Here is a 13,316-nt window from a genome sequence, read left to right as displayed (position 1 = left end):
CATCGAGGGCGCACCCGGTGGATCGCCGCCCGCGTGGCCGCTGTGACTTGCGTCTCCGCGGGTGGCCGGCGGAAGGCGCAGGTGACGGTGGCACAGTGGACCCATGACCGACCCCGCACACACCATCACCCTGCTGACCCGGGCCGGCTGCGGCTCCTGTGACGTAGCGCGCACACAGCTGCTGCGACTGTGTGAGGAATTCGGCCTCGAACTCGAATCGGTCGACGTCGACGTGGCCGCGGCGACCGATCCCGAGCTGCGCGCCGAGTACGGCGACCGGCTGCCCGTTGTGCTGCTCGACGGCCGTGAGCACAGTTACTGGGAGGTCGACGAGCCTCGGCTGCGATCGGATTTGACAATCTGAGGCCGACCTGACCCCCTCCGCAACCGGACACCTCGCAGGTCGCAGCGGGTGAATTCGGAATCCGGCGACTTTGTGCATGGGTTCACAAGCAGTTACCGTGGTGTGAACAGTCCCCCCGGATCAGCGTGAGAACCGGCCATGTGCATGGCCGGACGAGGAGCCACCAACGTGACCGAACAGCACCAGCCGCATGGGTTCTCTGCCCGTGGCGTCGCAGGGGCTGAGAACACGTCTCGTCCTGGTGCCGAGGTCGCCCGCGCGGACACGACGGTGCGGGACCTGCCGCAGGCCACCGTCACCCGGCTCGCCACCTATCTGCGGGTGCTCGGTGTGATGGCCGACGACGGCACCCTCATCGTCTCCAGCGAGGAACTCGCGACCGCGGCCGGTGTCGGCTCCGCGAAGCTGCGCAAGGACCTCTCGTTCCTCGGCCCCAACGGGGTCCGCGGCGTCGGATACGACGTCACCAAGCTGCGCGCCCGCATCGAGGCCGCGCTCGGGCTGGACCGCGGCCACCAGGTGGTGCTGGTCGGCGTCGGCAGCCTGGGGCAGGCCCTGGCCCGGTACGGCGGGTTCGGCCGTCGCGGATTCACGATGGTCGGTCTGTTCGACCGCAATCCCGACCGGATCGGCAGTACCGTCGACGCGCTGACCGTTCGCGACGTCGCCGAGCTCGAGGCCGCGTGCCGCGAGCTGGACGCCACCATCGGGGTCATCGCGACCCCGGACGAATCTGCCCAGGAGGTGTGCGACCTGCTGGTGAATGCCGGTGTGCGCTGCATCCTGAGCTTTGCGGCCTCGCCGCTCGATGTCCCGAAACACGTCGAGATCCGCCGAGTGGATCTCGCCGTGGAGATGCAGGTGCTGTCCTTCCACAGCGCCCGCAACGCCGAAACCGAGCCGGCCGCGGCATCGGCGGCGGTGGGACTCCGCACGGCACGCTCGGCTTCGTCAGGCTCGGGTTCGACAACGAATGGATCGGTGATGGCACCGTGAGTGTTCTCCTGGTCGGGATCTCGCATCGCAGCGCTCCCGTCTCCATCCTCGAGCGGGTCGCCGTCGGCGACACGGATCGGCCGAAGCTGATCGACAAGATGGTGGCCTCCGATCACATCTCCGAGGTCATGATCGTCTCCACCTGCAACCGGGTGGAGATCTACGCGGTGGTCGACGCCTTCCACGGCGCGCTCGCCGACGTGGGGGAGCTGCTCGCCACGCATTCCGGCCTCGACCTCGCTGACCTCACCAAGCACGCGTATGTGCGCTACAGCGAGGCGGCCGCCGAGCACCTGTTCGCGGTCGCCAGCGGGCTCGACTCGATGGTGGTCGGTGAGCAGCAGATCCTCGGCCAGATCCGGACCGCGTACGCCACCTCCGACAACCAGCAGGCCGCGGGCCGGGTGCTGCACGAGCTGGCCCAGCAGGCGCTGCGGGTCGGCAAGCGGGTGCACTCCGAGACCGGCATCGACCGGGCGGGCGCGTCCGTCGTCTCGGTCGCGCTGGACAAGGCCTCGGCCCTGCTCGGCGACGGGCTCGCCGGGCGCACCGCGATGGTGCTGGGCGCAGGCTCGATGGGCGGGCTGTCCGTCGCGCACCTGACCAGGGCCGGGATCGGTCGCATCATCGTCGCCAACCGCACAAGGGAGCGGGCCGAGCGCCTTGCCGAGACCGCGCGGGCCGCAGGGGTCGCCGCCGACACCGTCGAGCTGGGTGATCTCTCCACGGCGCTCGCCGAGGCGGACGTGATGGTCACCTGTACCGGCGCGGTCGGTGCCGTGGTGACCCTCGCCGATGCGCATCTCGCGCTGGCGAAGCGGGACTCCGCGCAGCGGCCGCTGGTGATCTGCGACCTGGGCCTGCCCCGCGACGTCGAGCCCGCGGTGGCCGGGTTGCCCGGCGTGAGCCTGCTCGACATGGCGGCCCTGCAGCGCGATCCGGCCGCCGGTGCGGCCGCAGCCGATGCCGACGCCGCCCGCGAGATCGTCGCCGGTGAGCTGGCCACCTACCTGGCCGGACAGCGTCTGGCCGAGGTCACCCCGACCGTGACCGCCCTTCGCCAGCGCGCCGCCGATGTGGTGGAGGCCGAGCTGCTGCGGCTCGACTCCCGACTGCCCGGGCTCGAGGATCCGCAACGCGACGAGGTCGCGCGTACCGTGCGCCGCGTCGTCGACAAGCTGCTGCACGCGCCGACAGTGCGGGTCAAGCAGCTGGCCAGCGCGCCGGGAGGCGACTCCTACGCGGCCGCGCTGCGTGAGCTGTTCGAGCTGACGCCCGGGTCCGCCGAGGCCGTCGCGACACCGATGGAGACGCGCACGGTCGAGCTCGTGGACGACTTCACAGCAGGCCACCAGGCCGAGGCGATGGACGTATGGAAGGGGATGCAGTCATGAGTGCAACCGCCGCATCCACCAGGGACACCACCGCGGAGCAGACCCCCGCGGCCACCCTGCGCATCGGCACGAGGGGCAGCCTGCTGGCCACCACTCAGGCCGGCACCGTCCGGGACGCGCTGATCGCCGCAGGCCACCCCGCCGAGCTGGTGATCGTCAAGACCGCGGGCGACCAGTTCTCCGGCCCGGTCGAGAAGATCGGCGTCGGCGTGTTCACCGCCGCGCTGCGCGAGGAGCTCGCCGCCGGACACGTCGACATTGCCGTGCACTCGTTCAAGGACCTGCCCACTGCGCCCGACGAGCGCGTCGTCATCGCCGCCGTGCCCGGACGCGAGGATCCGCGCGACGCGCTGGTGGCACGCGACGGGATGGTGCTCGGTGAGCTGCCTGCCGGCTCCCGGATCGGGACCTCCGCGCCGCGGCGCATCGCCCAGCTGCGCGCCCTCGGGCTCGGCCTGGACATCCAGCCGTTGCGCGGCAACCTCGACACCAGGATCGGCAAGGTCGCCGACGGCGAGCTCGACGCGGTCGTGGTCGCGCGGGCGGGGCTCTCGCGGATCGGCAGGCTCGACGTGATCACCGAGTCGCTGGAGCCGGTGCAGATGCTGCCAGCCCCCGCGCAGGGCGCGTTGGCCGTCGAATGCCGCGCGGGTGACACCGCGCTGATCGCCATCCTCACCGAGCTGGACGATGCAGGCGCCCGCGCCGCCGTCACGGCGGAGCGCGCGCTGCTGGCCGAACTCGAGGCAGGCTGCACGGCCCCGGTCGGCGCGATCGCGGAGATCGTGGAGTCCATCGACGACGACGGCCGGGTGTTCGACGAGCTGTCGGTGCGGGGCTGTGCCGCCGCGCTCGACGGATCCGATTCGATCAGGGCCTCGACGGTCGGACCGCCGGACCGCGCCGAGGAGCTCGGCCGCGAGGTGGCCCGCGAACTGCTGGACCTGGGCGCCCGCGCCCTGATGGGCGCGGCGACCGAACGCGAGATGGAGGGCGGCCCAACCGATGAGTGAGCCATTTCCTCCGGCGCGCTCCTCGAAACCGCGCGCCATTTCCCACGTCCCTGACATTGCTCGACACATGAACGCACTGGAGAACAACCGATGAGCCGAGTCCGCAAGAACACCCCCGGACGGATCCTGTTCGTGGGCTCCGGCCCGGGCGACCCGGCGCTGCTCACCGTCCGGGCGAGGGACGTCCTCGCCGCCGCCACCCTGGCGTTCACGGACCCCGACGTCGACAAGGGCGTGACCGCGCTGGTCGGCACCGGCCTGCTGGGCAAGGGCGAGGAGATCGACCCCGAGAACCCGCCCTTCGAGGTGCGCCCCGCGCTCGGCGAGCCGGCCGAGGTCGCCAAGACCCTGGTGGCCGAGGCCAAGAACGGGCACGACGTGGTCCGCCTGGTCTCCGGCGACCCGCTCACAACCGATTCGGTCATCGCCGAGGTCACCGCGGTGGCGCGGACCCAGGTGCAGTTCGAGATCCTGCCCGGCCTGCCCGCCGGATCCGCGGTCCCGAGCTACGCGGGCATGCCGCTCGGCTCCGGTCACACCGAGGTCGACGTGCGCGGCGAGGTCGACTGGGCCGCGCTGGCCGCGGCACCGGGACCGCTGGTGCTGCACGCGACCGCCGGCCACCTCGCGGAGACCGCGAGCGAGCTGGTCGAGAACGGCCTTGCCCCGCAGACGCCCGCCGCGATCACCGTTCGCGGCACCACCTGCCAGCAGCGCACCGTCGAGGCCACCCTCGCGACGCTGAACGAGGCGGGCTCGGAGCTGGTCGGTTCGCTGATCGTGACCGTCGGCAAGGTGGTCAGCCAGCGCAGCAAGATGTCCTGGTGGGAGTCGCGCGCCCTGTACGGCTGGACCGTCCTGGTGCCGCGCACCAAGGAGCAGGCCAGCGAGATGAGCGATCGCCTCGTCACGCACGGCGCCATCCCCATCGAGGTGCCCACCATCGCGGTCGAGCCGCCGCGCAGCCCGGCGCAGATGGAGCGTTCGGTCAAGGGTCTGGTCGACGGTCGCTACCAGTGGGTGGTCTTCACCTCCACCAACGCGGTGCGCGCGGTCTGGGAGAAGTTCGAGGAGTTCGGGCTCGACGCCCGCGCGTTCTCCGGCGTGAAGATCGCCTGCGTCGGCGAGGCCACCGCGGACAAGGTGCGCTCGTTCGGCATCAACCCCGAGCTGGTGCCGTCCGGTGAGCAGTCCAGCGAGGGCCTGCTGGCCGAGTTCGCGCCGTACGACGACGTGTTCGACCCGGTCAACCGGGTGCTGCTGCCCCGAGCCGACATCGCCACCGAGACCCTGGCCGAGGGCCTGCGCCAGCGCGGCTGGGAGATCGACGACGTCACGGCCTACCGCACCGTCCGGGCAGCGCCGCCGCCGGCCGAGACCCGCGAGATGATCAAGACCGGTGGGTTCGACGCGGTCTGCTTCACCTCGTCCTCGACCGTGCGCAACCTGGTCGGCATCGCAGGCAAGCCGCACGCCCGCACGCTGGTGGCGTGCATCGGGCCGAAGACCGCGGAGACCGCGATCGAGTTCGGCCTCCGGGTCGACGTGCAGCCCGAGACCGCTCAGGTCGGCCCGCTGGTGGAGGCGCTCGCCGAGCACGCCGCCCGGCTGCGCGCCGAGGGAGCGCTGCCGCCCCCGCGTAAGAAGTCCCGCAGGCGCTGACGCCCGTGAGTCCTTCTGGTCCCCAGGCGGGCCAGAAGGACTCACAGGCCCGACGAAGGAGGGCATCCATCTTTCCCGCCGAACGTCCCCGGCGCCTGCGCGCCACCCCGGCGCTGCGTCGACTGGTCGCCGAGACCTCGCTGGAGCCACGGCATCTGGTGCTGCCGATGTTCGTCGCGGACGGCATCGACGAGCCGCGCGAGATCAGCTCGATGCCCGGCGTGTTCCAGCACACCCTCGACTCCCTGACCCGCGCCGCCACGGAGGCGGTCGCGGCGGGTGTCGGCGGGCTGATGCTCTTCGGCGTCCCCAGGACCGAGGACAAGGACGCCAACGGTTCGGGCGCGACCGATCCCGACGGCATCCTGAACCGGGCCCTCCGCGTGCTCCGCGACGAGCTCGGCGACTCCACCGTGATCATGGCGGACACCTGCCTCGACGAGTTCACCGATCACGGCCATTGCGGGGTGCTCGCGGCGGACGGCCGGGTGGACAACGACGCGACCCTGACCCGCTACGTCGACATGGCGGTCGCGCAGGCCGAGTCGGGGGCGCACCTGCTCGGGCCGAGCGGAATGATGGACGGACAGATCGCCGCGATCCGCGAGGGTCTCGACGACGTCGGTCGTCAGGACACGGGCATCCTGGCCTACTCCGCCAAGTACGCCTCCGCCTTCTACGGCCCCTTCCGCGAGGCCGTCGGGTCGTCGCTGTCCGGGGATCGGCGCACCTACCAGCAGGACGCGGCCAACCGTCGCGAGTCGCTGCGCGAGGTCGACCTTGACCTGGACGAGGGTGCGGACATGGTGATGGTGAAGCCGGCCATGTCGTACCTCGACGTGCTGCGGGAGGTCGCCGACATGTCCACGGTTCCCGTTGCGGCCTACCAGATCTCGGGGGAGTACTCGATGATCACCGCGGCCGCCCAGAACGGCTGGATCGACCGCGACGCCGCCGTGCTCGAGTCGCTGCTCAGTATCCGACGCGCGGGTGCGGACATCGTGCTGACGTATTGGGCTGCCGAGTTCGCCGCCCGGTTGTGATGGTTACGGTGGTGCCATGACCGCCCCCTGGCCGCCAGCGCCCCCGACCGGCCCCGTCGCGCAGGACGCGCGACGCGTGCCGCCCGTCGACGTGGGTACCGCCTTCCAGTTGTTGTGTGGGGTCGCCGCGCTCGGTGTGGTGAACCTGTTCGCCACCCTCGCGATGGTGGCCGCGGATCGGAAGACCTTCGCAGATCAGCTGATCAAGGACGTGCACGCCCAGGACCCGTCGGTCGAGATCAGCACCTCGGCGGCCGAGGGGCTGCTGCTGGTCGGGCTCGGTGTCACCGCGCTGCTCGGGCTCGCGCTGACCGGCCTGTACCTGCTGTTCGTGTTCAAGATGCGCAGCGGCAGGAACTGGGCCCGCATGCTGGTGACCATGATCGGCGTGACGATGGTCTTCTTCGCGATCCCGGCGCTGTTCGGGCTCGGCGCCGGTGGCGGCGTGGCCGGGATGGTCGCGGGCGGGGCCGGCATCCTGCAGGCGGTGCTGTCCGTCGGCGCGGTGATCCTGATGCACCGGAGCGAGTCGAACCGGTACTTCGTGCCCGGGCCGAAGGCGCAGTAGCCGTCGTGGGTGACGCGCAGGCCCGTCCTCGCCCCGTCGACATCGCGTACTGGCTGTGGCTGGTCTGCGCCGCGCTGCTTGTGCTCTTCGGACTGCTCGCGCTGACGTCTCCCGGCACCGCGATACGGGAGGAACTGGTGGCGCGCGGCGCGAACCCCGACAGCGTGGACGAGTTCATCGTGCTGCTGCGTGGCTCCGGAGCCGTCTCGCTGCTCACCGGGCTCGGGGTCGGGCTGATGGCTGGGCCGACCAGGGCGGGGGATCCGCGCTTCCGGCGGGCGGTCGTCGCGCTTTCGGCGGTGTTCGCCCTGCTGCAGCTCGCGCTGATCGCGACCGGCCTCGGTCAGGTGCCCACGCTGATTGTCTCGGTGCTCGCGCTGGTGGCGAGCGCGCTCGTCTACCTGAGGTCCTCGGCGGCGTGGTTTGCCGGTGAGTGAGGATCGGCCGCACGGCGACGCCGGATCGGCCGACACCGCCGAGCGGGTGCTGTTCGAGGAACCGGGCGGACGGTGGTCGCTGGTCGCGCTCGGCCCGGCGCTGTGCCTGGTCGTGCTCGTGGTGGAGGCGATCATCGGTTCGGGTGTGCACTGGCTCGGGTTGACGCTGTTCGCCGCGCTGCTGGCCGGCCTGGTCGCCCTTCAGGTGGTGGCTGCGCGACGACACGCGAGCGTGCTGCTCACCCCGGCGGTGCTGCGCAACGGCGCCGAGACGCTGGAGGTGGCCGACATCGCCGAGATCCTGCCGGAGGCGGATCCGTTCGCGGAGGATCTGGAGCCGTGGGAGAGCGCCCCGTCGCTCGGCGAGCTGTCCGGGGTTCCCCGGCGCCGTACGGGGATCGGGTTGCGGCTGCGGGACGGCTCGGTGGTGCGGGCATGGGCGCGGGACGGCGACGGGCTGCGGTCCGAATTGGAGCGGCTCGTCGCGGACGAGGCGGAGGCGGACGAGGCGGAGGACGGTGAGCGATGAGCGAACGGATGACGCGGATCGTGGAGCTCGGCCTGGCGGTGCTCGCGATCGCGACGGCGGTCTGGTGCTGGAACCGGGGAGTGCAGACCTCGGACTTCGCGCCCGCGATGGACGGCGCCCCTGCCTTCACCGGCACGCACTACTCCGGCACCTGGATCGGGGCGGCGACCGCGCTGGTGATCGTGGCCGGGTTGTTGGTGATCGACGTGGTCAGGAGGCGGGATCGCGGCGGTCCGCAGTGACCGGGCGAACAGCGGCCCTACCTGGCGGCTAGTACCCACGGGGGGTATGGTAAGGGCATGAACGGATACTCCCCGCAGAAGGACGACCTCCTCAAGCGCCTTCGTCGCATCGAGGGACAGGTCGCGGGCATCTCCCGCATGGTCGACGACGACCGGTACTGCATCGACATCCTGACCCAGGTGTCGGCGGCGACCAAGGCGCTGCAGTCGGTCTCACTGAAGCTGATGGACGAGCACCTCGCGCACTGCGTGGTCGAGGCGGCCAAGAAGGGCGGCCCCGAGGCCGACGCCAAGGTCAAAGAGGCCTCGGACGCGATCGCCCGCCTCGTTCGGTCCTAGGGAGCGCGCGGATGCAGAGCACATACACGGTCACGGGCATGACCTGCGGGCATTGCGTCGCCTCGGTCACCGAGGAGGTCGGGGCCATCGCCGGGGTCACCGACGTGCAGGTCGACCTGGCCACTGGGGCGGTCCGCGTGACCAGTGAGAGCGAGCTCGACCCGAAGGCCGTCGCGGAGGCGGTCGAAGAGGCGGGCTACGAGCTGGCGCCATGATCGCCGCCGGCCCCGATGCGCTGGATGCCGTCGCCGTCGACGAGCGGGAGCTCGACCTCGATCTCGGCGGGATGACGTGTGCCTCCTGCGCGAACCGGATCGAGCGAAAGCTCGCGAAGATCGATGGCGTCCGCGCCACCGTCAATTTCGCCACCGAGCGGGCCCACGTGCGCTATCCGGCGGACGTGCAGCCCGCCGACCTGGTGTCCGCGGTCGAGGCGGCGGGCTACTCCGCGGCCGTGTCGAGGCCGGCGGGCCCCGCCGCTGCCGGGCCAGCGGAACCGGCGCCGGATCACCTCGGCAGGCGCCTGGCGATCTCGGCCATCGCCGCCGCCCCGGTCGTCGCGCTGTCGATGATCCCGGCGCTGCAGTTCGACTACTGGCAGTGGATCGCGCTCGCGCTGACCACGCTCGTGGTGTTCTGGGGCGGCTACCCGTTCCACCGGGCGGCGCTGACGAATGCCAGGCACGGCAGCTCGACGATGGACACGCTCGTCTCGCTCGGCACCCTCGCCGCGTACGGATGGTCGGTGTGGGCGTTGGTGTTCGGCACCGCGGGGCACATCAGGATGACCCACGAGTTCACACTGCGGTTGGGCGCGCACGACCCGTCGGGCCAGATCTATCTCGAGGTCTCCGCCGCGGTCACCGTCTTCCTGCTCGCGGGCCGGTACGCGGAGTCGCGGGCCAAACGCCGCGCGGGCGCCGCGCTGAGGGCGCTGATCGAGGTCGGTGCCAAGGACGTGGCGGTGCTGCGGGCCGACGCCGAGCGGCGGATCCCGGTGGGCGAGTTGCGGGTCGGTGAGCGATTCGTGGTGCGGCCGGGGGAGAAGATCGCCACCGACGGGCGAGTGCTCGAGGGCGCCGCGGCCGTGGACGCGTCGATGGTCACCGGCGAGTCGGTGCCGATCGAGGTGTCCGACGGTGACGCCGTCGTCGGCGGCACCGTGAACACCAACGGGCGACTCGTGGTGCGGGCCGAGAAAGTCGGCGCCGACACCCAGCTGGCCCACATCGCCGCGCTCGTCACCGAGGCGCAGAACGGCAAGGCCGCGGTAGCGCGGCTCGCGGACCGGGTGTCGGCGGTGTTCGTCCCGGTGGTGCTGGTCATCGCGGCGGCGACGCTGACGGGCTGGCTGGTCACCGGGCACGCCGCGACGGAGGCCTTCACCGCCGCCGTCGCGGTGCTCATCGTGGCGTGCCCATGCGCGCTCGGATTGGCCACGCCTACGGCGCTCCTTGTCGGCACCGGTCGCGGCGCTCAGCTCGGCATCCTGATTCGGGGGCCCGAGGTGCTCGAGCAGGCCAAGCGGATCGACACCGTCGTACTGGACAAGACCGGCACCGTCACCACGGGGCGGATGACGCTCGACGAGGTGGTCGTGGCGCGCGGCGAGAGCCCCGATCGCGTGCTGGCGCTGGCGGCCGCCGTCGAGGGCGCGTCGGAGCATCCGGTGGCAAGGGCCATCGCGGCCGCGGGCGGCTCCCGGCATCCGGTGGCGGAGTTCGAGAACCGACCCGGCCTCGGCGTCGTCGGACTGGTCGACGGGGTCCGGGTCAGCGTCGGGCGGCCGGACGGCCCGATCCCGCCGGAGCTGCGGTCCGTGTTCGCGGCCGGACGTACCGCCGTCGCGGTGGCCTGGGACGGCGCGATCCGCGGCGCCATCACGGTCACCGACGCCGTCAAGCCCACCAGCACCGAGGCGGTCGCGCAGATCGTGGCGCTCGGCATGACCCCCGTGCTGTTGACCGGTGATCGCGCCGAGGTCGGGCACGCGGTGGCGCGGACCGTCGGCATCGACCGGGTGATCGCGGAGGTCCTGCCCGAGGACAAGGTCGCGCACGTGGCGCGACTGCAGCGCGAGGGCGCCGTCGTCGCCATGGTCGGCGACGGGGTGAACGACGCGGCGGCGCTCGCCACGGCGGACGTCGGCCTCGCGATGGGGACCGGGTCGGACGCCGCGATCGAGGCGAGCGACCTGACCCTGGTGCGCGGCGACCTGCGTTCGGTGCCGCAGGCGATCCGGCTGTCGAGGGCCACCCTCGGCACCATCAGGGCGAACCTGTTCTGGGCGTTCGCGTACAACGTCGCGGCCATCCCGCTGGCGGCGCTCGGCCTGCTGAACCCGATGATCGCGGGCGCGGCGATGGCGCTGTCCTCGGTGTTCGTGGTGGGCAACAGTCTGCGGTTGCGCAGATTCCGCTGACGGCCGGATCCTTCCCCGGCCTCGGCGGGTGCCCGCCGATTTGCGTGAACCCCACGCCAACTTGAACACTGTTCAAGTTGGCGTGAGGGCAGGGAGATCGGTGAAGCAGGCAGGGACAGGTCGTGGCGACGTCCGGCACACCCGGGTGGTGGTGATCGGGGCCGGTTTCGCCGGGTTAGGCATGGCGGCAGGCCTGGCCCGCGCCGGTCACGACGACTTCGTCGTGCTGGAGAAGGCCGAGGACGTCGGCGGCACCTGGCGGGAGAACACCTACCCCGGCTGCGAATGCGACGTGCCGTCGTCCCTGTACTCGTACTCGTTCGAACAACAGGCATGGGGCGACCTCCGGGCGTCGCAGCCGGAGATCCTCCGCTACCTGCGCAAGGTGACCGTCAAATACGGCCTCCGGGACAAGATCGAATTCGGCGTCGAGGTCGAGCGCGGTCACTGGGACGAGGTCGACGGGCGGTGGCACCTGTTCACCACCACCGGCCGGGAGTTCGTGGCGCAGTTCCTGGTGGTCGGAACCGGAGCCCTCCATCTGCCCAAGGTGCCGAAGACGCCTGGCGCCGCGTCCTTCGGCGGCGCCGCGTTTCATTCGGCGCGATGGGACCACACCGTCGACCTCACCGGCAAGCGGGTCGCGGTCATCGGCACCGGCGCCAGCGCGATCCAGATGGTGCCCGAGATCGCGGCCGTTGCCGGCTCACTCCAGCTGTATCAGCGCACCCCGCCCTGGGTCTTGCCGCGCCGGGAGGCCGGGCCGGTCGCGCGCACGGTCGGGCGGGTGCCGTTACTCCGGGGCCTCGTCCGGAGCCTGACCTATTGGAACGCCGAACTCCTGGCCGTCGGTCTCAACGGGCGCCACGCCCTGACCCGGCCGATGGAGTGGCGGGCGAAGCGGCACCTGCGACGTCAGGTCGAGGACCCTGCCCTGCGGGCGAAGCTGACGCCGGCCTACCGGATCGGCTGCAAGCGAATTCTGCGCTCCGACAAGTACTTCCCGGCGCTGGCCCGGCCGGGCACGGAGCTGATCGCGGACGGGATCGCCGAGATCACGCCGGAGGGCATCGTCACAACGGACGGGACGAGGCGTGCGGCGGACGTCATCGTGTACGCGACCGGTTTCCGGATCGCCGGCTCGCTGGCCCGACTTCCCCTCGCCGGCCGCGACGGGGTCACCCTGCAGGAGCGGTGGATGCGCGACGGGATCCGGACCCACCTCGGCATCTCGGTCTCGGGCCTGCCCAACGCGTTCTTCCTCACCGGGCCCAACACCGGCCTCGGGCACAACTCGGTGGTGTTCATGATCGAGTCGCAGGTGCGGTACGCGCTGCGGGCGATGGAACTGGTCGATCGCGAGCGCGCGAGTGCGCTCGACGTCCGGGCGGACGCGCAGGCGGCCTTCCACGACGACCTGCACGCGCGGCTGGCCACCGCGGTCTGGAGCACGGGCGGGTGCTCGAGCTGGTATGTCGACGCCAACGGAACCAATCACTCTGTGTGGCCCGGATTCTCGTGGCAGTACTGGTTGCGCACCCGGCGGGTGAGCAGGCGCGACCACCACTTCCTCTGAGGTCGGCGGACTCCGGTCCTGGCCGGGGCGGTCCGATGTCGGGCACGATGGGGTGATGATCCTTGTCGTCGACGACGATCCCTCGGTGCGCGAGGCGGTCGTGACCGCGCTCGAACTCGACGGACACGAGGTGCGATCGGTCGGCGACGGGAGCGCCGCGCTGGCGGCACTCGGGCAGGACGCCTTTGGCGCGATGGTGCTCGACGTGACGATGCCGGGAATCGATGGACTGTCGGTGTGCCGGTTGCTGCGCGCGCGGGGTGATCGGATCCCGATCCTGGTGCTGACGGCCCGCTCCGAGGTGGGCGACAGGATCGCCGGGCTCGACGCGGGCGCGGACGACTACCTGCCGAAGCCCTTCGACATCGACGAACTCGCGGCCCGGGTGCGGGCGCTGCTGCGCAGGGCGGCGCCCCCCGAGCCTGCCGTGGAATTCGGGGACCTCACCATCGACCCGGAGACCCGCCGCGGCATCCGTTCGGGTCGGAGCATCGACTTCACGCAGACCGAGTTCGCGCTGCTCGAGTTGTTGATGGCCAACGCCGGTCAGACGCTGACGCGGGAGGTCATCACCGATCGGGTCTGGGGGCACGACTTCGGATCCCAGTCCAATTCGCTCGCCGTCTACGTCAGCTACCTCCGCACGAAGCTGGAGTCGGGCGGTGAGCCGCGCATCATCCACACCGTCCGCGGACTCGGCTATCGGCTGGCGCCGCCGTGACGCGGGGTCG

Annotated in this window: 15 protein-coding genes; all 15 read left to right on the top strand. The window is 71.4% G+C overall.

The genetic code is table 11. The features are described from left to right. Window positions 1–103 precede the first annotated feature (103 nt). The 15 genes from BR31_RS0109495 (at window position 104) to BR31_RS0109425 (ending at window position 13,306) form a co-directional block, all read left to right on the top strand. Window positions 104–364, top strand: coding sequence for a glutaredoxin family protein (locus tag BR31_RS0109495; protein ID WP_027500757.1), 261 nt, complete (start codon window positions 104–106; stop codon window positions 362–364). A gap of 168 nt (window positions 365–532) precedes the next feature. Beyond that, window positions 533–1,360: a redox-sensing transcriptional repressor Rex gene (locus BR31_RS0109490; protein WP_027500756.1), complete on the top strand. Its 828-nt coding sequence runs from the start codon at window positions 533–535 to the stop codon at window positions 1,358–1,360. Further along, window positions 1,357–2,754 (top strand): glutamyl-tRNA reductase, encoded by a 1,398-nt coding sequence (locus BR31_RS0109485; RefSeq protein ID WP_027500755.1) that lies wholly within the window; start codon window positions 1,357–1,359, stop codon window positions 2,752–2,754. Before BR31_RS0109490 ends, BR31_RS0109485 begins: the two co-directional genes overlap by 4 nt. Continuing rightward, window positions 2,751–3,767: a hydroxymethylbilane synthase gene (gene hemC, locus BR31_RS0109480; protein ID WP_037176083.1), complete on the top strand. Its 1,017-nt coding sequence runs from the start codon at window positions 2,751–2,753 to the stop codon at window positions 3,765–3,767. The genes BR31_RS0109485 and hemC overlap by 4 nt, the downstream gene beginning before the upstream one ends. 90 nt (window positions 3,768–3,857) lie before the next feature. Then, entirely contained in the window at window positions 3,858–5,429 is a 1,572-nt protein-coding gene (locus BR31_RS0109475) for a bifunctional uroporphyrinogen-III C-methyltransferase/uroporphyrinogen-III synthase (protein ID WP_027500753.1), read from the top strand. A 68-nt stretch (window positions 5,430–5,497) separates the two neighbouring features. Continuing rightward, complete coding sequence (gene hemB / locus BR31_RS0109470; protein WP_027500752.1) at window positions 5,498–6,472, top strand: porphobilinogen synthase; 975 nt, start codon at window positions 5,498–5,500, stop codon at window positions 6,470–6,472. Window positions 6,473–6,488: 16 nt separating this feature from the next. Beyond that, on the top strand, window positions 6,489–7,040 hold the full coding sequence (locus tag BR31_RS0109465; protein WP_037176080.1) for a hypothetical protein: 552 nt from the start codon (window positions 6,489–6,491) through the stop codon (window positions 7,038–7,040). A 5-nt stretch (window positions 7,041–7,045) separates the two neighbouring features. Further along, the gene (locus BR31_RS0109460) at window positions 7,046–7,477 is read left to right on the top strand and encodes a hypothetical protein (protein ID WP_027500750.1); all 432 of its coding nucleotides are present in this window, start codon (window positions 7,046–7,048) and stop codon (window positions 7,475–7,477) included. Then, the gene (locus BR31_RS0109455; protein ID WP_231496422.1) at window positions 7,470–8,006 is read left to right on the top strand and encodes a hypothetical protein; all 537 of its coding nucleotides are present in this window, start codon (window positions 7,470–7,472) and stop codon (window positions 8,004–8,006) included. Before BR31_RS0109460 ends, BR31_RS0109455 begins: the two co-directional genes overlap by 8 nt. Beyond that, on the top strand, window positions 8,003–8,248 hold the full coding sequence (locus BR31_RS0109450) for a hypothetical protein (RefSeq protein ID WP_051637249.1): 246 nt from the start codon (window positions 8,003–8,005) through the stop codon (window positions 8,246–8,248). The genes BR31_RS0109455 and BR31_RS0109450 overlap by 4 nt, the downstream gene beginning before the upstream one ends. A 57-nt stretch (window positions 8,249–8,305) precedes the next feature. Next, the gene (locus tag BR31_RS0109445; protein ID WP_027500747.1) at window positions 8,306–8,587 is read left to right on the top strand and encodes a metal-sensitive transcriptional regulator; all 282 of its coding nucleotides are present in this window, start codon (window positions 8,306–8,308) and stop codon (window positions 8,585–8,587) included. 11 nt (window positions 8,588–8,598) lie between these two features. Then, window positions 8,599–8,802 carry a heavy-metal-associated domain-containing protein gene (locus BR31_RS0109440; RefSeq protein WP_027500746.1) on the top strand — a complete coding sequence of 68 codons (204 nt, stop codon included), beginning with the start codon at window positions 8,599–8,601 and terminating at the stop codon, window positions 8,800–8,802. Next, the gene (locus tag BR31_RS0109435) at window positions 8,799–11,009 is read left to right on the top strand and encodes a heavy metal translocating P-type ATPase (protein WP_051637248.1); all 2,211 of its coding nucleotides are present in this window, start codon (window positions 8,799–8,801) and stop codon (window positions 11,007–11,009) included. The genes BR31_RS0109440 and BR31_RS0109435 overlap by 4 nt, the downstream gene beginning before the upstream one ends. 100 nt (window positions 11,010–11,109) lie before the next feature. Continuing rightward, window positions 11,110–12,585 (top strand): flavin-containing monooxygenase, encoded by a 1,476-nt coding sequence (locus BR31_RS0109430; protein WP_027500744.1) that lies wholly within the window; start codon window positions 11,110–11,112, stop codon window positions 12,583–12,585. A gap of 52 nt (window positions 12,586–12,637) precedes the next feature. Then, entirely contained in the window at window positions 12,638–13,306 is a 669-nt protein-coding gene (locus BR31_RS0109425; RefSeq protein WP_027500743.1) for a response regulator transcription factor, read from the top strand. Window positions 13,307–13,316 lie beyond the last annotated feature (10 nt).

The sequence above is a fragment of the Rhodococcus sp. UNC363MFTsu5.1 genome (assembly GCF_000686785.1).
GTDB lineage: Bacteria > Actinomycetota > Actinomycetes > Mycobacteriales > Mycobacteriaceae > Rhodococcus_G > Rhodococcus_G maanshanensis.
Note: the sequence above shows the minus strand (reverse complement) of the source record. Positions and strands in the feature narration are given on the sequence as shown.